This is a genomic window from Comamonas sp. FG99, from assembly GCF_057808605.1.
In genome coordinates, this window is the sequence record NZ_JBMDII010000001.1 from 294,316 (window position 1) to 313,164 (window position 18,849).

Here is an 18,849-nt window from a genome sequence, read left to right on the forward strand (position 1 = left end):
ATGGCTTTAGCCGGACGCCTGGAGCTTGAGCAGCTCGGCGCCTTCGCTCACCTGGTCGCCAGGCTCGAACAGCAGCTCCAGCACCTCGCCGTCGTCGGGGGCGGCGATGGTGTGCTCCATCTTCATCGCCTCCATCACCGCCAGCGGCTGGCCCTTGCTGACCTTGTCGCCCGCCTTGACCGCGAAGGACACCACCTTGCCCGGCATGGGCGCGGTGAGGCGCCCGCCCTCGCCGGCATGCTCGCCGGCATGCGCCAGCGCATCGACCAGCGTGATCTCGGCCGCGCCGCGCGGCGCGAAAACGTGCACCACCTCGCCCAGCGGCCAGGTCTGCACCAGGTCGCGCCGGCTGGCGTAGCTCAGATCGATCGCATCGCCTTGCAGCGCGAACACCAGCGGGCCGCTGGCAGCGCCCACGTCGAGCAGCAGCGTGCCGCCATGCTGGTAATGCAGCGTGGCCTGCAGCTTGTCGCCGCCGAACTCGAAGTCGAAATTGCGGTGCGTGGTGCCGTGTGATTGCCAGCCGTCGCGGCGGCTGAACGGGTCGCCGCCCTGCTGCGCCTGCTCGCGCACCAGCTGCTGCGCCACCGCGGCGGCCGCGGCGGTGGCGGCCGGGAGCGTGGCCTGCTTGAACAAACGCTCTTTCTCGCGCTCGATCAGCGCCGTATCCAGCCGCGCCGCGGCGAACGAGGGCGTGGCCAGCACATGGCGCAGGAACTGCACATTGGTCTGCAGGCCGACGATGCGCACCGCCGCCAGCGCCGCGTCGAGCCGCGCCAGCGCCTGCGCGCGCGTGTCGCCGTGCACGATGAGCTTGGCGATCATCGAGTCGTAGAAGGGGCTGATCGCATCGCCCTCGCGCACGCCGTCGTCGATGCGCACCTCGCCGATGGCGAAACTGCTGCAATCGGGCTTGCGGTAGACCTGCAGGGTGCCGGTGGCGGGCAGGAAGTTGTTGTCGGGGTTCTCGGCGCAGATGCGCGCCTCGATCGCGTGGCCGATGATGCGCAGCTCCTCCTGGCGCTTGGGCAGCGGCCGGCCGCTGGCCACCAGCAGCTGCCACTGCACCAGGTCCTCGCCGGTGATCGCCTCGGTCACCGGGTGCTCCACCTGCAGCCGGGTGTTCATCTCCATGAAGTAGAACTTCATCGCATCGGGCTGCTCGTAGCCGCCGGGCTGCTCGACGATGAACTCCACCGTGCCGGCGCCCACATAGCCCACGGCCTGGGCGGCAGCCACCGCGGCCGCGCCCATCTTCTGGCGCAGCGCAGGCGTCATGCCGGGCGCGGGCGCCTCCTCCAGCACCTTCTGGTGGCGCCGCTGCACCGAGCAGTCGCGCTCGAACAGGTAGACGCAGTTGCCCTGGGTGTCGCCAAACACCTGGATCTCGATGTGGCGCGGACGCAGCACGTATTTCTCGATCAGCACCGCATCGTTGCCGAAGCTGTTGATCGCCTCGCGCTGGCAGCTTTGCAGCGCGGCGGCGAAATCCTCGCTCTTTTCCACCAGGCGCATGCCCTTGCCGCCGCCGCCCGCGCTGGCCTTGATCAGCACCGGGTAGCCGATGCGGTCGGCCTCGCGCTGCAGCAGCGCCGGATCCTGGTCGTGGCCGTGGTAGCCGGGCACCAGCGGCACGCCGGCCTGCTCCATCAGCTGCTTGGACTCGGCCTTCAGGCCCATGGCGCGGATGGCCGCTGCCGGCGGGCCGATGAAGACCAGGCCGGCCTCGGCGCAGGCGTTGGCAAAGTCTTCGTTCTCGGAGAGGAAGCCGTAGCCCGGGTGGATGGCCTCGGCGCCGGTGGCCTTGGCGGCCTCCAGGATGCGCTCCCAGCGCAGGTAGCTGTCCTTGGGCGCGCTGGCGCCGATGTGCACCGCCTCGTCGCAGGCGGCGACATGCTTGGCGTGCGCGTCGGCGTCCGAGTAAACCGCGACGGTGCGGATACCCATGCGCCGGGCCGTGGCCGCGACACGGCAGGCGATCTCACCGCGGTTCGCAATCAGGATCTTTTTAAACATTATCAAATCTCCTTAAAACGCTTATATATCAAGCGCTAACAGCTATATATTCAGTAGCCACCCGATGGCTGGCCCAGCCAGCCGCGCACCCGGCGCACCACCGCCTTCAAAAACTTCCACAGCACCCAGGTCGCCAGCCACATCAGCACGACCACCACCGCCAGCACCACCGCGAATACCAGCGGATGGTTGATGGCCAGCCAGATCGCGCCGACCGAGGCGCCGTCCTCCACCAGGCTGGCGGTCCAGTTCGACAGCGGCTCGGGCGAGGTGTTGATCGCGGCGCGCGTGGTGGTCTTGGCCACCTGGCTGGACAGCGCCAGCGTGCCGCCCATCAGCGCGGCCGCCGTGGCCATGGTGGCGTTGTCGGCGCCGAACACGCTGGCCGCCAGCGCCGCGCCGGCCGGCACGCGCAGCACGCTCTGGAGCAGGTCCCACACCGAATCGACGCCCGGGATCTTGTCGGCAAAGAACTCGACGAACAGCAGCGCGCCGCTGATGAACAGGATCACCGGGTGCTGCAGCACCGACAGCCCGCCGGGCAGCGCCACCCAGCCCAGCGCGCCGAGCATGCCGGTGACGAACACCACCGCATACAGCCGCAGGCCGCTGGCCCAGCCCAGCGCCGCGGCCAGCGCCATCAGCGAGGACCAGTCCCACTGCGCCATGGCATGGCCCACCTGGCCTGCGACCTGGCCGGCCGCCTCGCCCACCTGCCGGGCGGCGTCCTTGTCCAGGTGCAGGCCCACGCTGTGGAGCCAGTTCACGATATCGGTCCAGAGATCCATGGTGTCCGCCTTTCAATGCTTGCCAGCAAGCACTGATGTAGGGCCCTGCCGCCGCGGCGTCAACCCGCCAGCCAGTTCGGTTTGCGCTTGTTCAAGAAGGCCTGCACGCCCTCCTTGCCCTCGTCGCTGGCACGGATGTCGGCGATGCCCTCGACGGTGGCGCGGATCAGCCCCGCGTCGACCTCGCGCCCGGCCACCTCCAGCACCAGCTTCTTGCAGGCGCGCACGGCCGCGGGGCCGGCGGACAGCAGGTGCTTGAGCAGGCCGTCCAGCGCGCCGTCCAGCCCGTCGGCCTCGGCCACCTGATGCACAAAGCCGATGCGCAGCGCCTCGGCCGCGTCGAAGCGCTCACCGGTCAAGAAGTAGCGGTGCGAGGCGCGCGGGCCCATGGCCCGGATCACATAGGGGCTGATGGTGGCGGGGATCAGGCCGATCTTGACCTCGGACAGGCAAAAGCCCGCCGTGCTCGCCGCCACCGCCATGTCGCAGGCCGCCACCAGGCCCATGCCGCCGGCATAGACGTCGCCCTGCACGCGGGCGATGGTGGGCTTGGGGCATTCGTAGATCACGCGCAGCATCTCGGCCAGCTTGCCGGCATCGACCAGGTTCTCATCCCGCGTGTAGTCGGCCATGCGGCGCATCCAGTTCAGGTTGGCGCCGGCGCAAAAGGCCGGTCCCTCAGCAGCCAGCACCACCGCGCGCACCGCCGGGTTGGCGCCCACGGTCTCGAAGGCGCGGGTGATCTCGGCGATCACCTCGTCGCTGAAGGCATTGCGCACTTCGGGCTGCGTGAGCGTGATGGTGGCCACGGGGCCGTTGACTTCCAGGGTCAGGTAGGTGCTTTTCATGGTGTGCTCCTTGCTATCGGTAGTGCGTGCGCGCCGTTGGCCGCGGCATGAAAGGTGGTGAAGTATTGCGCCCGGGCTGCCATGCTCAATGCCCCCAGACGCGCAGGCCGCGGTGCTGCGCCATGGCGTCGTAGTCGCGGTCGCTGTGCAGCAGCAGGTAGTCGTTCTCGATGCAGAACGCGCCCACCATCACATCGATGGCGCTGCGCACGGTGATGCCGCGCGCGCGCAGGTGGCGGTAGTGCCCGGCGGCGGCCAGCGCGAGCTGCTCGCCGCCGCAGGGCTCGATGCTGAGGGTTTGCAGCAGCAATCGCGCCTGGCGCATGGCCCGTTCATCGCGAAAGCCGCGCAGCACCTCGAAGAGCACCAGGTCGGGCAGCACCAGGCGCGTATGGCCGTCGCGCAGCAGCTGGCGCAGCTCCTCGCGCGCCGCCGATTCGCGCGCATTGAAGTAGTCGATCCAGACACTGGAGTCAACGACCAGCACGGCCCGGCCCCTTCTTGCTGCCGCCGGCCGCTGGCTGCGTCCAGTCGATGGACTCGTCGCCCTCCCACTTCAGCTTGCCTTCCCACTTGAGGATTTCGCGGTAGGCCGCCTGGCGCGCCAGCAGGCGCAGGCCGGCCTCCACCGTCTCCTTCTTGGTGGTGAAGGGGCCTGCATGCATGGCCTGGGCCAGCAGCTCGTCGTCAATATCGATGTTGGTACGCATGATGTGCATTAAACAACAAATTCATACACATAACACACATTACATGCGGAACACGCCGAACTTGGTGTCCTCGATGGGCGCGTTGCGCGTGGCCGCCAGGCCCAGCGCCAGCACGCGGCGGGTGTCGGCCGGGTCGATCACGCCGTCGTCCCACAGCCGCGCCGAGGCGTAGTAGGGGTGGCCCTGGTCCTCGTACTGCTGGCGGATCGGCGCCTTGAAGGCCTCTTCCTGTTCTGCGCTCCACTGGCCGCCCTTGGCCTCGATGCCGTCGCGCTTGACGGTGGCCAGCACGCTGGCCGCCTGCTCGCCGCCCATCACGCTGATGCGCGCGTTGGGCCACATCCACAGGAAGCGCGGCGAATACGCCCGGCCGCACATGCCGTAGTTGCCGGCGCCAAAGCTGCCGCCGATGATGATGGTGAACTTGGGCACGCTGGCGGTGGCCACCGCCGTCACCAGCTTGGCGCCGTGGCGCGCGATGCCCTCGTTCTCGTACTTGCGGCCCACCATGAAGCCGGTGATGTTCTGCAGGAACACCAGCGGGATCTTGCGCTGGCAGCACAGCTCAATGAAATGCGCGCCCTTGACCGCCGACTCGGAGAACAGGATGCCGTTGTTGGCGATGATGCCGACCTTCATGCCCTCGACCCGCGCGAAGCCGCACACCAGGGTGCTGCCGAAGCGCGCCTTGAACTCGTCGAACTCGCTGCCGTCCACGACGCGGGCGATGATCTCGCGCACGTCGAAGGGCTTGCGCGTGTCCACCGGGATCACGCCGTACAGCTCTTCGGCCGGGAACAGCGGCGGCAGCGGCGGCTGGTCGGCCGGGTCCGCGGGCTTGGCCTTGTTCAGGTTGGCGATGGAGCGGCGCGCCAGCGCCAGCGCATGGGTATCGTTGTCGGCCAGGTGGTCGGCCACGCCCGACAGGCGGGTGTGCACGTCGCCGCCGCCCAGGTCTTCGGCGCTGACCACCTCGCCGGTGGCGGCCTTCACCAGCGGCGGGCCGCCCAGGAAGATGGTGCCCTGGTTCTTGACGATGATGGATTCGTCGCTCATCGCCGGCACATAGGCGCCGCCGGCGGTGCACGAGCCCATGACCACCGCGACCTGGGCAATGCCCTGGGCGCTCATGTTGGCCTGGTTGAAGAAGATGCGGCCGAAGTGCTCGCGGTCGGGAAAGACCTCGTCCTGGTTGGGCAGGTTGGCGCCGCCGGAGTCGACCAGGTAGATGCAGGGCAGGCGGTTCTGCGCCGCAATTTCCTGCGCCCGCAGATGTTTCTTTACCGTGACCGGGTAATACGTTCCGCCTTTGACCGTAGCATCGTTGCACACGATCATGCAATCCACGCCACTGACCCGCCCTATGCCCGCGATCATGCCCGCGCCCGGCGCATCGTTGTTGTACATGTTCAATGCCGCCAGCGGCGCCAGCTCGAGAAAGGGCGTGCCCGGATCGAGCAGCAGGCGCACGCGCTCGCGCGGCAGCAGCTTGCCGCGCGCCAGGTGCTTGGCGCGCGCGGCTTCGCCGCCGCCCTGGGCGATCTGAGCGGCCTTGGCGCGCAGGTCGTCCACCAGCTGGCGCATGGCCTGCGCATTGGTCTGGAAATCCGCGGAGCGGGCATTCAACTGGCTTGCTAGTTTGCTCATCGCTATCCTCTGTCTCTGTCAGTTCGTATATTCTTTCGAGGCGCCGGACAGCCGCCGGCACACTCCCATCACCACGCAGCTTTCCCCATGCATACCGTAGAAATCGTCTTGCTCGTGCTGACGATCGGTGCCGTGACAGGCATCATCGCACGCTACGTGCAGGCCATCCCGCTGCCACTGATCCAGATCGCCATCGGCGCGGTGCTGTCGTGGCCCGACGCGGGCCTGCACATCCATTTCGACCCGGAGCTGTTCCTGCTGCTGTTCATTCCGCCGCTGCTGTTCGCCGACGGCTGGCGCATCCCAAAGCGCGAGTTCTTCGCGCTGAACCGGCCGATCCTGCGGCTGGCCTTCGGCCTGGTGCTGTTCACCGTGCTGGGCCTGGGCTACCTGATCCACTGGATGATTCCGGAGATGCCGCTGTCGGTGGCCTTCGCGCTGGCCGCGGTGGTCTCGCCCACCGATGCGGTCGCGGTTTCGGCCATCACGCGCAACCTGGGCATGCCGGCCGACACCATGCATGTGCTCGAAGGCGAATCGCTGCTCAACGACGCCTCGGGCCTGGTGGCGCTCAAGTTCGCGGTGGCCGCCACGCTGACCGGCCTGTTCTCGTGGACCGGCGCGGCGCGCGAGTTCGCCTGGGTGGCGCTGGGCGGCATCGCGGTGGGCACGGCCGTGGGCTGGGGCTTCAGCTACCTGCGCGAGGTGGTCACGCGCCGCGTGGGCGACCTGGCCTCCACGCAGATGGTGCTGCTGCTGTCGCTGCTGCCGTTCGCGGCCTACATCGCGGGCGAGCAGATCGGCGTCTCGGGCATCCTGTCGGCCGTGGCGGCGGGCGTGGCCACCAACTTCGCCGACCTGAACCGCGCCGACTACATCACCGAGCGCATGCAGAACGCCGGCACCTGGGCCATGGTGGAGTCGGCCTTCAATGGCGCGGTGTTCCTGCTGCTGGGCCTGCAGCTGCCGGCGATCATCGGCTTCACGCTGCGCGAGGCCGGCCACGACTGGTGGATCCTGGTGTCCTACGTGGCCATCATCTCGGTCGCGCTGTATGCGCTGCGCTGGATCTGGCTGGTGGTGGGCGTCAACCGCAGCCTGCACCATGCGCACCGCAGCGGCAAGGCGGCCGCGCCGCCCTGCCGCGCGCTGGTGCTGGCCACCACGCTGGCGGGCATCCGTGGCGCGGTGACGCTGGCCGGCGCGCTGTCGGTGCCGCTGCTGCTGAACAACGGCGAGCCCTTTCCCGCGCGCGACCTGCTGATCTTCCTGGCCACCGGCACCATCCTCTTCACGCTGGTGATCGGCGCCATCGGGCTGCCGCTGGTGCTGCGCTATGTGCCGCCGGCCGACGATCCGCCCTCGGTGGTGGAGGAGCGCAATGCCCGCATCGCCGCCTGCCATGCCGCCATTGCCAGCATGGCCGTGCCCGAGGCCGAGCGCGCCCGGCACAACACAGAGTGGCTGGCCCGGCAGCAGGAGGTGGCCGGCCGGGTGAGCCGCGAATACCGCAACCGCCTGGACCTGCTCGAAGAGGACAAGGCGCCCGAGACCGCCGACGACGAGGACGCCAACGCCCCCAGCGCGGTGCAGCAGCGGCGCGAGCGCTATGTGGTCGAGCTGGAGATGCGCCTGCTGTGCACCCAGGTGGAGCGCCGCGCCATCTATGCCGAGCGCCAGCGCCACCGCATCAACGACGAGTCGCTGCGCAGCCTGGTGCAGGAGCTGGACCTGGCCGAGATCTCGCTGCGCAAGCGCCTGGACGTGGCGCGGCGCGCCGCCGCCAAGCACCGCAGGCCGGACGCGCATTGAGGAAAGGCAGCAGCGGATCACGGCGCGGTACCGGTATCAGGCGGTGCGGTCGATTTCCAGCTGCAGCGACTCGATCATCGCCTCGCGGATCTTGAACTTCTGGATCTTGCCGGTCACCGTCATCGGAAAGGCATCGACGAAGCGGATGTAGCGCGGCACCTTGTAGTGCGCGATGCGGCCCTTGCAGAACTCGCGCACCGCGTCCTCGGAAAGCGCCTGGCCGGCCTTGACCACGATCCAGGCGCACAGCTCCTCGCCGAAGCGCTTGTCGGGCAGGCCCACCACCTGCACGTCCTGCACCTGGGGGTGGGTGTAGAGGAATTCCTCGATCTCGCGCGGGTAGATGTTCTCGCCGCCACGGATCACCATGTCCTTGATGCGGCCGACGATGTTCACATAGCCCTCGGCATCCATGGTCGCCAGGTCGCCGGTGTGCATCCAGCCCTCGGCGTCGATCGCCTCGCGGGTCTTGGCTTCGTCGCCCCAGTAGCCATGCATCACCGAGTAGCCGCGCGTGCACAGCTCGCCCGAGGTGCCGGGCGACACGGTCTCGCCGCTGTCGGGGCTGACGACCTTCACCTCCAGGTGCGGCTGCACCTTGCCGACGGTGGACACCCGCTTGGAAAGCGGCGTGTCGGTCGAGCTCTGGCAGCTGACCGGGCTGGTCTCGGTCATGCCGTAGGCGATGGTGATCTCGGACAGGTGCATCTCGCTGACCACGCGCTTCATCACCTCGATGGGGCAGGGCGAGCCGGCCATGATGCCGGTGCGCAGCGTGGACAGGTCGAACTCGGCAAAGCGCGGATGGTCCAGCTCGGCGATGAACATGGTCGGCACGCCGTGCAGCCCGGTGCATTGCTCGGCCTGCACCGTCTCCAGCACCAGCAGCGGATCGAAGCCGTCGCTGGGATAGACCATGGCGGCGCCGTGCGTCATGCAGGCCAGGTTGCCCAGCACCATGCCGAAGCAGTGGTACAGCGGCACGGGAATGCACAGCCGGTCCTGCTCGCTGAGCTTCATCGCCTCGCCGATGAAGAAGCCGTTGTTCAGGATGTTGCGGTGCGTCAGCGTCGCGCCCTTCGGAAAACCCGTGGTGCCGCTGGTGAACTGGATGTTGACCGGATCGTGCGGCGTGAGCGTGGCCGCGATCTGGGCGATGCGCGCATCGGCGGCGTCGCCGCTGGCGATGAACTGCGAGAAGCGCTGCATGCCCGGCTGCTCGGCGCCCTGGCCCGGAATATCGATCCAGACGACGCGGCGCAGATCGGGCAGCTGGGCGGCGGCCAGCTGCCCGGGCTCGGCGCCGGCCAGCTCGGGCGCCAGCTCGCGCACCATGCCCAGGTAGTCGCTGGTCTTGAAGCGCTCCATCGCGAACAGCGCCTTGCACTGCACCTTGTTCAGCGCGTATTCCAGCTCCGAGGTGCGGTAGGCCGGGTTGATGTTGACCAGGATGATGCCGACCTGGGCGGTCGCCATCTGCAGCAGCACCCACTCGGCATTGTTGTGCGACCAGATGCCCACGCGGTCGCCCTTGGACAGGCCCGCATTCAGCATCGCGCTGGCCAGCTGCAGCGCGCGCTGCTGCAGCTCGGCGTAGCTCCAGCGTATGCCCTGGTGGCGGCTGATGAGCGCATCGCGCCCGGGAAAGCGGCCGGCGGTATCGGCCAGTTGCTGGCCTATGGTCTTGTCCAGCAGCCGCGGGCTGCTGGCGCCGCGCGCATAGCTGCTCGTCAGAACGGGCGTTGTGTCGGTCATGCCGGTCTCCTGGAATCTTTTCGCTTACCCCGCAGCATACGTGAGGCGGCTCGGCAAATGGGGGCACAGAGGTTGCAAAAATAGCCAGACCAGCGTTAATATCCGCGCCAGCATGCAACGCACCGAGACGCCCTCCCCCCTGCCCACATCCGCCGTGCTGCACCACCAGACGGCTACGCCCATGGCCTTCGTGCGGGCGATCGCGCTGGCCTACGCCGCCCGGGGCATGGACCCCGCGCATGCGCTGCGCCTGGCACAAATTGACCCCCAGGCGCTGGCCGGCGACCAGGGCATCACCGCGCTGCAGTTCGAGACCCTGTCGGACGCCGCGATGCAGGAGCTGGACGACGAGGCCCTGGGCTGGTTCGGCCGGCGCCTGCCCTGGGGCAGCTATGGCATGCTGGCGCGCGCATCGCTGACCAGCCCCAACCTGGGCGTGGCGCTCAAGCGCTGGTGCCGCCACCACGGGCTGCTCACCGACGAGCTGCAGCTGCGCCTGTCGGTGCGCGGCGGCCAGGCCAGCGTGGAGCTGGAGGAGATGCGCGACTTCGGCGCCCTGCGCGAGTTCTGCCTGGTGTCGATGCTGCGCAACATGCACGGGCTGTCGAGCTGGTACGTGGATGCGCTGCTGCCGCTGGCGCAGATCGATTTTCCGTTCGCCGCGCCGCCGCACGCCGAGGTCTACGGGCTGATCTTCCCCGGCGCGGTGCGCTTTGGCGCGCGCCAGGCCGCGATGCACTTCGACGCCCGCCACCTCGAGCTGCCCATCGCCCGCGACGAGCCGGCCCTGCGGCGCATGCTGCAGCGCGCGCTGCCGCTCACGGTGCGCCCCTACCGGCGCGACCGGCTGATGGCGCAGCGGGTGCGGCAGATCCTGGCCTCCGACCCGTCGATGGCGCACAGCGCCGAGAGCCTGTCCAAGAAGCTGCACCTGTCGCTGCGCACCCTGCACCGCCAGCTCAAGGAGGAAGGCGCCTCGCTGCAGGCGCTGAAGGACGATGTGCGCCGCGAGCGCGCGCTCGACCTGCTGCACCGCACCGCCCGCCCGATCAAGCAGGTGGCCCAGCAGGCCGGCTTCAGCAACGACAAGAGCTTCATCCGCGCCTTCCGCGGCTGGACCGGCATGTCGCCGGCCGAATACCGGCGCAGCACCAAGAAAGTCATGGCGTAGGCTTTTGCCAGCACCGGGCGGCGCGGGTAGGCGATACTGGCGCCGGAGCCACCCATGCGCAGAATTCGCCACCTCACCAGCCGCCACCGCGCCCCGTCGACCAACATCGCACTGGGGCTGCTGCTTGCGTTCAACGCCGGAGCCGTCAACGCCGGCGGATTCCTCGTGCTGCACATGTATACCTCGCACATGTCGGGTTTCGCCTCGCAGCTGGCCGAAGGGCTGGTCCTCAAGAACGGAACGTTTTTCCTGAACGCGCTGGGCGCCATCCTGGCGTTCACCGCCGGTGCGATGGTATGCGCCATGCTGGTGAACTGGAGCCGCCAGCGCCGGCTGTACTGCGTCTACGCCCTGCCGCTCATGCTGGAGGCGCTGCTCATGTTCCCCTTCGGCCTGATGGGCACCGCGATGCTGACCTGGAACACGCCCTTCGCGCTGCCGCTCACCGTGCTCCTGCTGTCGTTCATCATGGGGCTGCAGAACGCGGTGGGCTCCAAGACCTCGGGCGGCAGCATCCGGACCACGCACATGACGGGCAACATCACCGACCTGGGCATGGAGCTGGGCAAGGCCATCTTCTGGAGCCGCAGCGGCCGTGCCTCGCACCCCCGGGTGCAGCACAACTGGCAGCGCATGCGCATCTCCGCCGGCCTGCTGGGCATGTTCGTGCTGGGCGGCATCGCCGGCGCGCTGGGCTTCAAGTTCATCGGCTTCATCTGCGTGGTGCCGCTGGCCGCGCTGCTGCTGGCGCTGTCGGTGCCGCCCTTCCTGCGCGACGTGCCCCACACCAGGGCGCTGTACAAGCTGCTGGGCCGCTGAGCGCCGGCTCCGCCAGGCGCGTGGGCGACTCGGCCCGCGCGGCGGCGGCGGCACAATGGCCGCCACCCTGCCGCCCCACACCATGCCCACCCCTTCGCGCCCGGCCCCCTTGAGCGCGCCCGCCTTCCACGGCTGGCGCATCGTGGCCGCCTGCATGCTGCTGGCCACGGTGAGCTGGTCGCTGGGCATCTTCGGCATGGGCGTGTACGTGTTCGCGCTGACCGGGCGGCAGGGCTTTTCGGTCAGCACCGTCTCCACCGCCATCACCGGCGCCTACGTGGTCAGCGCGCTGCTGATGATGGCCGTGGGGCGCTTCATCGCCCGCCGGGGCTCGCGCCCGGTGGTTGCGGCCGGCGCGCTGGCCATGGCGCTGGGCGTGGCCGCGCTGCCGCACTGCCGCCAGCCCTGGCAGCTGTATGCCGCCTTCCTGGTGCTGGGCCTGGGCGTGGCCTGCCTGTCGACCAACACCATCGGCAGCACGCTCGCGCCCTGGTTCGAGCGCCACCAGGGCCGCGCCATGTCCACCGCCATGCTGGGCGCCAGCATCGGCGGCATGCTCGGCACGCCACTGCTGATGGGCGGGCTGCGCCTGTGGGGCTTCGAGGCCACCGCCGCGCTCGCCGCCGGCACCGCGCTGGTGCTGCTGCTGCCGCTGGCCGCGCTGGTGCTCAAGCGACGGCCGCAGGACCTGGGCCAGTTCCCCGACGGCATGGCCGCGCCGGCCGGGCAGCAGCCGGCCGCCGCCGCGCCCTGGCAGCTGCGCCAGGTGCTGGCCACGCGGCAGTTCCGCAGCCACATCCTGGCCTTCGGCCTGGCGCTGATGGTGCAGATCGGCTTTCTGAGCCACCATGTCTCCATCACGCTGCCGGCGCTGGGCGCGCAGGGCGCGGCCGCCGCCGTATCCGCCGCCGCGGTGGCCGCGTTCGCGGGCCGGCTGCTGCTGGCGCGCTATGCCGACCACATGGACGTGCGCAAGAGCGGCGCGGCCGTGCTGCTGCTGGCCGCGGCCGCGCTGGTCGGCATGGCGCTGTGGCCCCGGCCCTGGGCGCTGATGGCGCTGTCGGTCGCCTACGGGCTCACCGTGGGCAATGTCACCACGCTGGCGCCGATGATCATCCGGCGCGAGTTCGGCGCGGCCTCGTTCGGCGTGGTCTTCGGCCTGGCCGCCACGCTGAACCAGCTGGCGATGTCGCTCGGCCCCACGCTGTTCGGCACCCTGCACGACGCCTTCGGCAGCTACGGCCCGGCGCTGGTGCTGTGCGCCGCGCTGAACCTGGCGGCGGCGCTGGCCCTGGTCTGGGGCGGCCGGCGCGCACTGCCGGCGCCGGGGCACTGACGCGGCACGCTTTGCACCCCAGCCGGCAGCGCCGCCCTGCCGGCCGGCGCCAAAACATGCCATCATCGGCGGCATCGGCAAACAACGGGAGACAGCCGCCATGATGGAGCTCTACCACTGCGTCAGCGCCCGCTCGTTCCGCACCCTCTGGGCGCTGGAGGAGCTGGGCCTGCCCTACCGCCTGCAGATGCTGCCGTTTCCGCCGCGCGCGCTGGCCAAGCCCTTCCTCGAGCTGAACCCGCTGGGCACGGTGCCGCTGCTGGTGGACGGCGAGCTGCGCATGACCGAGTCCGGCGCCATCTGCCAGTACCTGGCCGCGCGCGTGCCGCAGTCGCCGCTGGCACTGCAGCCCGGCGAGCCGGAATACGGCGCCTGGCTGAACTGGCTGCACATGGCCGACGCAACGCTGACCTTCCCGCAGACCCTGATCCTGCGCTACCGCTATTTCGAGCCGGCCACGCGGCGCCTGCCGCAGGTGGCCGAGGACTACGAGCGCTGGTTCCTGGGCCGGCTGCGCGCGGTGGAGGCCGCCGCCGGCCAGCACGAATACCTGTGCGCCGGGCGCTTCACCATGGCCGACATCGCCGTGGGCTATGCGCTGATGCTGGCCGACTACATCGGCCTGATGTCGCAATGGGGCCCGGCCACGCAGGACTACTGGATGCGCCTGCAGCAGCGCCCGGCCTTCCTGCGCAGCCTGGAGATCGAGCAGCAGGCCGCCCTCGACCAGCACATCGATCCCACGCCATCCCCCTTGATCCGTCCTTGATCCGACCCTGATCCGCCCATGATCCCCATCACCGAAGACAGCACCATCGCCCAGATCCTGCAGGCCGCGGTCCAGCGCTATGCCAACCACAGCCTGATCGCGGTCCCCGCCAACCCCAACCGCGGCTACCTGCCGCAAGGCGCCGAGTTCAGCTACCGCCAGGTGGGCGCGCTGGTGGCGGCGCTGGCGCAGCGCTACCGCGACGCCGGCTATGGCCTGGGCCACCGCGTGGGCCTGTTTCTGGAGAGCCGGCCCGAGCACCTGCTGCACAAGCTGGCGCTCAACAGCCTGGGGATCTGCTGCGTGCCCATCAACCCCGACTACCGCCGCCGCGAGCTGAACTACCTGATCGACCACTCACAGGTAGACCTGATCGTCTGCCTGCCCTCGCGCGAGGCGGCGGTGCGCGAATCGCTGCAGGACACGCGGGTGCAGCCAGGCGTGGCCGCCACCGATGCGGACGACTACACGCGCATCGCGCTGCCGCCCGCCGCCCGGGCCCGCGAGCCGGGCGAACCCCATGCGGACACGCCCGCCAGCATCCTCTACACCTCGGGCACCACCGGCCAGCCCAAGGGCTGCGTGCTGTCGCATGCCTACGAGATCGCGGCCGGGCACTGGTACGCGTCGCAACCGGGCTTCGTCTCGATCCGCGAGGGCTGCGAGCGGCTGTTCAACCCGCTGCCGCTGTTCCATGTCAACGCCTCCATACTGTCGTTCTACTGCATGCTGCTGTCCGGCGGCTGCCAGGTGCAGACCGACCGCTTCCAGCCCGGCCGCTGGTGGCAGGAGGTGAGCGAGAGCCGCGCCACCATCGTGCACTACCTGGGCGTCATCATCCCGCTGCTGCTCAAGCAGCCCGAGAGCGGCTGGGAAAAGCAGCACCGGGTGCGCTTCGGCTATGGCGCCGGCGTGGAGCCGCAGCTGCATGCGGCCTTCGAGGAGCGCTTCGGCTTTCCACTGATCGAGCTGTGGGGCATGACCGAGGTGGTGCGCACCATCGCCGACTACAGCGAGCGGCGCCAGGTGGGCACGCGCTCGTTCGGGCGCGGCGGCCCGGGGCTGGAGGTGATGGTGGCCGACGAGGCCGGCCAGCCCGTGCCGCACGGCCAGCCGGGCGAGATGCTGGTGCGCTACAGCGCCCAGACGCCGCGCAAGCATTTCTTCAGCGAGTACCTGGACAACCCCGAGGCCACCGAGCAGGCCTGGGCCGGCGGGTGGTTCCATACCGGCGACGTGGTGGTGCAGGATGCCGACGGCCTGCTGCACTTCATGGACCGGCGCAAGAACATCATCCGCCGCTCGGGCGAGAACATCGCCGCCGCCGAGGTCGAGGCGGTGCTGCTGTCGCACCCCAGCGTCAAGCAGGTGGCGGTGCTGGCCGCGCCCGACGCCATCCGCGAGGAAGAAGTGCTGGCCGCCATCGTGCTGAGCGACGGCGTGGCCGCAGACGACGCCACCTGCCGCGCGCTGTTCGACTTCTGCCGCCAGGAGATGGCCTACTACAAGGTGCCCGGCTGGTGGTGGTTCACCGCCGAGATCCCCACCACCGGCACGCAGAAGATCCAGAAGCACCGCATCCTCGCCGCCGGCCAGGATGCGCGCTCGCTGCCCAACGCGATCGATATGCGTGGATTCAAAAAACGATAGCTATCACCGTATGTTATATGGCGATTTCAACATAAAAACTATTTGAAATCGTTTTATAACAATCGAAAGCAGCTCTCTTTTTTGATGGTCCGCTATTCATTCAGCGTCACGCCGGTCTGCTGGATCACCTGGTGCCACTTGGCCACCTCGTTGCCGACAAAGGCGCGGAAGGCATTCGCGTCCATGTGGGCGGGCACATCGGCGCCCAGGCCTTCGAGGCGCTCGCGGGTCTTGGGCGTGTTCAGGATCTCCATCACCTGCTGGTTCAGCAGGCGCACCACCGGCGCCGGCGTGCCCGCCGGCGCGTACAGGCCCACCCAGTTGTTCAGGTCCATGCCCTTGTAGCCCAGTTCGTCGAAAGTGGGCACCTGGCTGTAGAGCTTGCTGCGCTGCCTGCTGGTGATCGCGATCGCATTGAGCTTGCCCGAGCGCACCATGTCGCCCAGGCTCACCGTGTCGACGAAGGCCGACGGGATGTGGCCGGCCATCACGTCGCTCATCGACGGGCCGTTGCCCTTGTAGGCCACATGCGCAAACGGGATGCCGGTGAGCCGCTTGGCCACCTCGCCCGAGATGTGGGTGGCGCCGCCCGCGCCGGCCGAGCCGAAGGGCACCGAGGCCTGGGCCTTGGCCCAGGGCAGAAAATCCTGGAAGCGCTTGTACGGGCCGCTGCCCTGCGTGACCAGCACATTGGGCATGGTCATCAGGAGCGCGATCGGCTCGAAGCTCTTGACCGGGTCGTAGCGCAGGCTGGCCTGCAGCGAGGGCGCCATCACATGGCCGGTGGCGCTGATCAGCAGCGTGTAGCCGTCGCCCTTTTGCGCGGCCACGTATTCGGTGCCCAGCTGCCCGCCCGCGCCGGGCTTGTTGGTGACCACGAAGCTCTGGCCCAGGCGCTGCGACAGCTCGGTGGCGATGATGCGGCCGATCAGGTCGGTGGCGCCGCCGGGCGCGAACGACACCACCAGGTTCACCGGCTTGTCGGGGTACTTGCCCTCGTCGGCCAGGGCGCTGCCCGGGCCGCCCGCCAGCAGCGCCGCGGCGGCCAGCGCCATGGCGCCGCGCCGGGTGGTCTTCCTATTCAATGGCATGTCTTTGTCTCCGAAATCGTTGTTCTGCATGCGCGGCTCTCACATGCCGATGGTGTAGCCGCCGTTGACCGAGATATGCTGGCCGTTGACGTACGAAGCCGCGTCCGACAGCAAGAAGCACACCGGGCGCGCCACCTCGTCGGCCTGGGCCCAGCGGCCCAGCGGGATCTGGGCCTTGTAGGTATCGGCGAATTTCTCGCCGCGGATGGTCTCGGTCATCGGCGTCTCGACCACGCCGAAGCCCACCGTGTTCACGCGGATGCGGTAGCGCCCCCATTCGCGCGCGGCGCTCATGGTCAGGCCCAGCACGCCGGCCTTGGCGGCGCTGTAGTTGATCTGGCCGATGGTGCCGCGGCGCCCCGCGTCGGACGAGATATTGACGATGGAGCCCATGCTCTGGCGCTGTTCGCCGGCCTTGGCGCGGGCGATCAGGTGCCGGCCCACCGCCTGCAGAAAGTAGAACGAGCCCGACAGGTGCACGTCGATCACCTGCTGCCATTCGGCGAGCGTCATCCTGTCGATCATCGCCGGGCGGGTGATGCCGGCGTTGTTCACCAGCCCGTCCACCGCGCCGAAGCGCTGCACCGCCGCGGCCACGGCCTGCTCGGCAAAGGCCGGATCGGCCACGCTGCCCGCGAGCAGCAGCACGCGCTCGTCGCCCGCCGCTGCGCGCAGCGGCTGCAGCCGGCCCGCGTCCAGGTCCACCGCCGCCACGCGGGCACCGAGCGCCAGCGCCTGGTCGGCGATGGCGCGGCCTATGCCCTGGGCCGCGCCGGTGACCAGTACCACCCGGCCTTCGAGGGTGAAGGGAGATTGCATATCCATCATGGCCTCGCTTTCATCAGTACCTGATCTGCATGATCCATTCGGCGACCAGCACCGGCCGGTCCTGGCCCTCGATGCGCACCTCCACATCCCAGTAGCAGCGCAGCTCCTGGGGCTTGACCTCATCGGCCCGCGCCAGCGCGAAGCGCCCGACCAGCGCCGAGCCGCAGGGCACGGGGCCGGTGAAGCGCACCTTGTCAAAGCCGTAGTTCAGCGCCAGCTTGCGGTTGGGAAAGGAGAAGCACTGGTGGTACCAGCCGGTGAGCAGCGACAGCGTGAGCAGCCCGTGCGCGATGGTGGTGCCGAAGGGCGACTCCTTGGCCGCGCGCTCCGGGTCCACATGGATCCACTGCGGGTCGCGCGTCACATCGGCAAAGGTGTCGATCATCTGCTGCGTGACGACGATGGCGTCGCTCTGCACCGCGGGCTGGCCCGCGAAGGCCTTGATGGCGTCGATGGATTCCAGGACTTTCTTCATTGGCGTGTCTCCTCGGACTGTTTACTCTTGCATCAGCGCGGCGTAGCGGCGCTGCTGTTCGTCGGCATTGCCCCAGCTCATGTCGATGGTGTGCAGGCGGCGCACGTAGTGCGTGGGCTCGAACTCGTTGGTGATGCCCATGCCGCCGAAGCACTGCGTGGCCTGCTCGGCCAGCTGCCGCGCATGGCGGCCGACGCGGCACTTGGCCAGCGCCACCTGGCGGCTGCGCTCAAGCGCATCGCCCTGCAGCAGGCCCGCGGCGCCGATCAGCACCGCCGAATGGGCCAGCTCCACCGCGATCATCAGCTCCACCAGCCGGTGCTGCAGTACCTGGAACTGCGCCAGCGCCTGCTTGAACTGCCGGCGGCCTTGCAGGTAGTCCACCGTCTGCTGCCACAGCGATTCCATCAGGCCCAGGGCCTCGGCGCACAGCACCACGCGGCCGATGTCCACGGCCTGCGCCAGCCGGGCCGCGGCGGCATCGCCGCTGGCGAGCAGCTGCGCATCGGCCAGCGGCACGCCGTCGAACACCACCTCGGCCGAGTTGTGGCCGTCGAGCTGCGGCACGCTCCACACCCGCACGCGCGGATGGCTGGCGGGCACGCACAGCAGCTGCGGCGCGCCGGCCTCGTCCTGCGCGGGCACGATCAGCCACTGCGCCAGTCCGCCGGCGATCACCGCGGACTTGCGCCCGTGCAGCGCGCCGTCGCGCAGCCGCACGCCCTCGGGCTCGGCGCGGTGGTTGTCGTCTTCCAGCGCCAGCGCAAACAGTAGCTCGCCCGCGCAGGCCCGGGGCAGCCAGCGGGCCTTGAAGGCTTCGGGCGCAGCCTGGTCCAGCAGCCACAGCGCGCTGGCGGCGCAGGCGGCGAACGGCAGGCGGGCATTGCCCCGGCCCAGCGCGCGCGCCACCACCACGGCTTCGAGCACGCCCATGCCCATGCCGCCATGGGCCGGCTCCACCAGCAGGCCGGCCACGCCGGATTCGGCCAGCAGCCGCCAGCGCGCCTGCCACTCGGCATCGGCCACCTCGAACACCGGCCGCTCGCCGCGCAGCCTGCCGGCCACCAGCCGGGTGACAAGGTCTTCCAGCATGCGCTGGTCATCGCTCAGTTCGAAATTCATGCGGTTTCGGGC

General features: G+C 69.3%; 17 protein-coding genes. 6 read left to right on the plus strand and 11 right to left on the minus strand.

The window, feature by feature from the left end; all coding sequences use genetic code 11:
• Positions 1 to 6 precede the first annotated feature (6 nt).
• The 6 genes from ACODRX_RS01325 to ACODRX_RS01350 form a co-directional block, all read right to left on the minus strand.
• Positions 7 to 2,016: an acetyl/propionyl/methylcrotonyl-CoA carboxylase subunit alpha gene (locus ACODRX_RS01325; protein ID WP_488869223.1), complete on the minus strand. Its 2,010-nt coding sequence runs from the start codon at positions 2,014 to 2,016 to the stop codon at positions 7 to 9.
• Positions 2,017 to 2,066: 50 nt separating this feature from the next.
• Positions 2,067 to 2,804: a DUF4126 domain-containing protein gene (locus ACODRX_RS01330; RefSeq protein WP_488869224.1), complete on the minus strand. Its 738-nt coding sequence runs from the start codon at positions 2,802 to 2,804 to the stop codon at positions 2,067 to 2,069.
• A gap of 59 nt (positions 2,805 to 2,863) precedes the next feature.
• Positions 2,864 to 3,652 (minus strand): enoyl-CoA hydratase/isomerase family protein, encoded by a 789-nt coding sequence (locus ACODRX_RS01335; RefSeq protein WP_488869225.1) that lies wholly within the window; start codon positions 3,650 to 3,652, stop codon positions 2,864 to 2,866.
• Positions 3,653 to 3,737: 85 nt separating this feature from the next.
• On the minus strand, positions 3,738 to 4,139 hold the full coding sequence (gene vapC / locus ACODRX_RS01340; RefSeq protein WP_488869226.1) for a type II toxin-antitoxin system VapC family toxin: 402 nt from the start codon (positions 4,137 to 4,139) through the stop codon (positions 3,738 to 3,740).
• Positions 4,126 to 4,362 carry a type II toxin-antitoxin system VapB family antitoxin gene (locus ACODRX_RS01345; protein WP_488869227.1) on the minus strand — a complete coding sequence of 79 codons (237 nt, stop codon included), beginning with the start codon at positions 4,360 to 4,362 and terminating at the stop codon, positions 4,126 to 4,128. The genes vapC and ACODRX_RS01345 overlap by 14 nt, the downstream gene beginning before the upstream one ends.
• Before the next feature lie 39 nt (positions 4,363 to 4,401).
• On the minus strand, positions 4,402 to 6,009 hold the full coding sequence (locus ACODRX_RS01350; RefSeq protein ID WP_488869228.1) for a carboxyl transferase domain-containing protein: 1,608 nt from the start codon (positions 6,007 to 6,009) through the stop codon (positions 4,402 to 4,404).
• Between the two features lie 87 nt (positions 6,010 to 6,096).
• Here ACODRX_RS01350 and ACODRX_RS01355 point away from each other — a divergent pair, with 87 nt between their 5' ends.
• Complete coding sequence (locus ACODRX_RS01355) at positions 6,097 to 7,821, plus strand: Na+/H+ antiporter (RefSeq protein WP_488869229.1); 1,725 nt, start codon at positions 6,097 to 6,099, stop codon at positions 7,819 to 7,821.
• 36 nt (positions 7,822 to 7,857) lie between these two features.
• Here ACODRX_RS01355 and ACODRX_RS01360 read toward each other — a convergent pair whose 3' ends face one another.
• On the minus strand, positions 7,858 to 9,576 hold the full coding sequence (locus ACODRX_RS01360; protein WP_488869230.1) for an AMP-binding protein: 1,719 nt from the start codon (positions 9,574 to 9,576) through the stop codon (positions 7,858 to 7,860).
• Positions 9,577 to 9,688: 112 nt separating this feature from the next.
• On the opposite strand from ACODRX_RS01360, the gene ACODRX_RS01365 reads away from it, so the two are divergent.
• The 5 genes from ACODRX_RS01365 to ACODRX_RS01385 all read left to right on the plus strand — a co-directional run bounded on the left by ACODRX_RS01365 (position 9,689) and on the right by ACODRX_RS01385 (position 15,321).
• Entirely contained in the window at positions 9,689 to 10,747 is a 1,059-nt protein-coding gene (locus ACODRX_RS01365; protein WP_488869231.1) for an AraC family transcriptional regulator, read from the plus strand.
• A gap of 54 nt (positions 10,748 to 10,801) precedes the next feature.
• Positions 10,802 to 11,566, plus strand: a complete 765-nt coding sequence (locus ACODRX_RS01370) for a YoaK family protein (protein WP_488869232.1) — start codon at positions 10,802 to 10,804, stop codon at positions 11,564 to 11,566.
• A gap of 55 nt (positions 11,567 to 11,621) precedes the next feature.
• Positions 11,622 to 12,902, plus strand: coding sequence for an MFS transporter (locus ACODRX_RS01375; protein ID WP_488869233.1), 1,281 nt, complete (start codon positions 11,622 to 11,624; stop codon positions 12,900 to 12,902).
• Between the two features lie 100 nt (positions 12,903 to 13,002).
• A complete protein-coding gene (locus ACODRX_RS01380; protein ID WP_488869234.1) occupies positions 13,003 to 13,671 on the plus strand; it encodes a glutathione S-transferase family protein in 669 nt (222 codons plus the stop codon).
• An 18-nt stretch (positions 13,672 to 13,689) separates the two neighbouring features.
• Positions 13,690 to 15,321, plus strand: a complete 1,632-nt coding sequence (locus tag ACODRX_RS01385; RefSeq protein WP_488869235.1) for an AMP-binding protein — start codon at positions 13,690 to 13,692, stop codon at positions 15,319 to 15,321.
• 92 nt (positions 15,322 to 15,413) lie between these two features.
• On the opposite strand, the gene ACODRX_RS01390 is transcribed toward ACODRX_RS01385, so the two are convergent.
• From ACODRX_RS01390 to ACODRX_RS01405, 4 genes are read right to left on the minus strand one after another with little or no spacing between them, the layout of a single operon-like run.
• Entirely contained in the window at positions 15,414 to 16,412 is a 999-nt protein-coding gene (locus ACODRX_RS01390; RefSeq protein ID WP_488869236.1) for a Bug family tripartite tricarboxylate transporter substrate binding protein, read from the minus strand.
• Between the two features lie 39 nt (positions 16,413 to 16,451).
• A complete protein-coding gene (locus ACODRX_RS01395; RefSeq protein ID WP_488869258.1) occupies positions 16,452 to 17,231 on the minus strand; it encodes an SDR family NAD(P)-dependent oxidoreductase in 780 nt (259 codons plus the stop codon).
• 22 nt (positions 17,232 to 17,253) lie between these two features.
• Positions 17,254 to 17,715 carry a MaoC family dehydratase gene (locus ACODRX_RS01400; protein ID WP_488869237.1) on the minus strand — a complete coding sequence of 154 codons (462 nt, stop codon included), beginning with the start codon at positions 17,713 to 17,715 and terminating at the stop codon, positions 17,254 to 17,256.
• A gap of 21 nt (positions 17,716 to 17,736) precedes the next feature.
• On the minus strand, positions 17,737 to 18,837 hold the full coding sequence (locus ACODRX_RS01405) for an acyl-CoA dehydrogenase family protein (RefSeq protein ID WP_488869238.1): 1,101 nt from the start codon (positions 18,835 to 18,837) through the stop codon (positions 17,737 to 17,739).
• Positions 18,838 to 18,849: the final 12 nt, after the last annotated feature.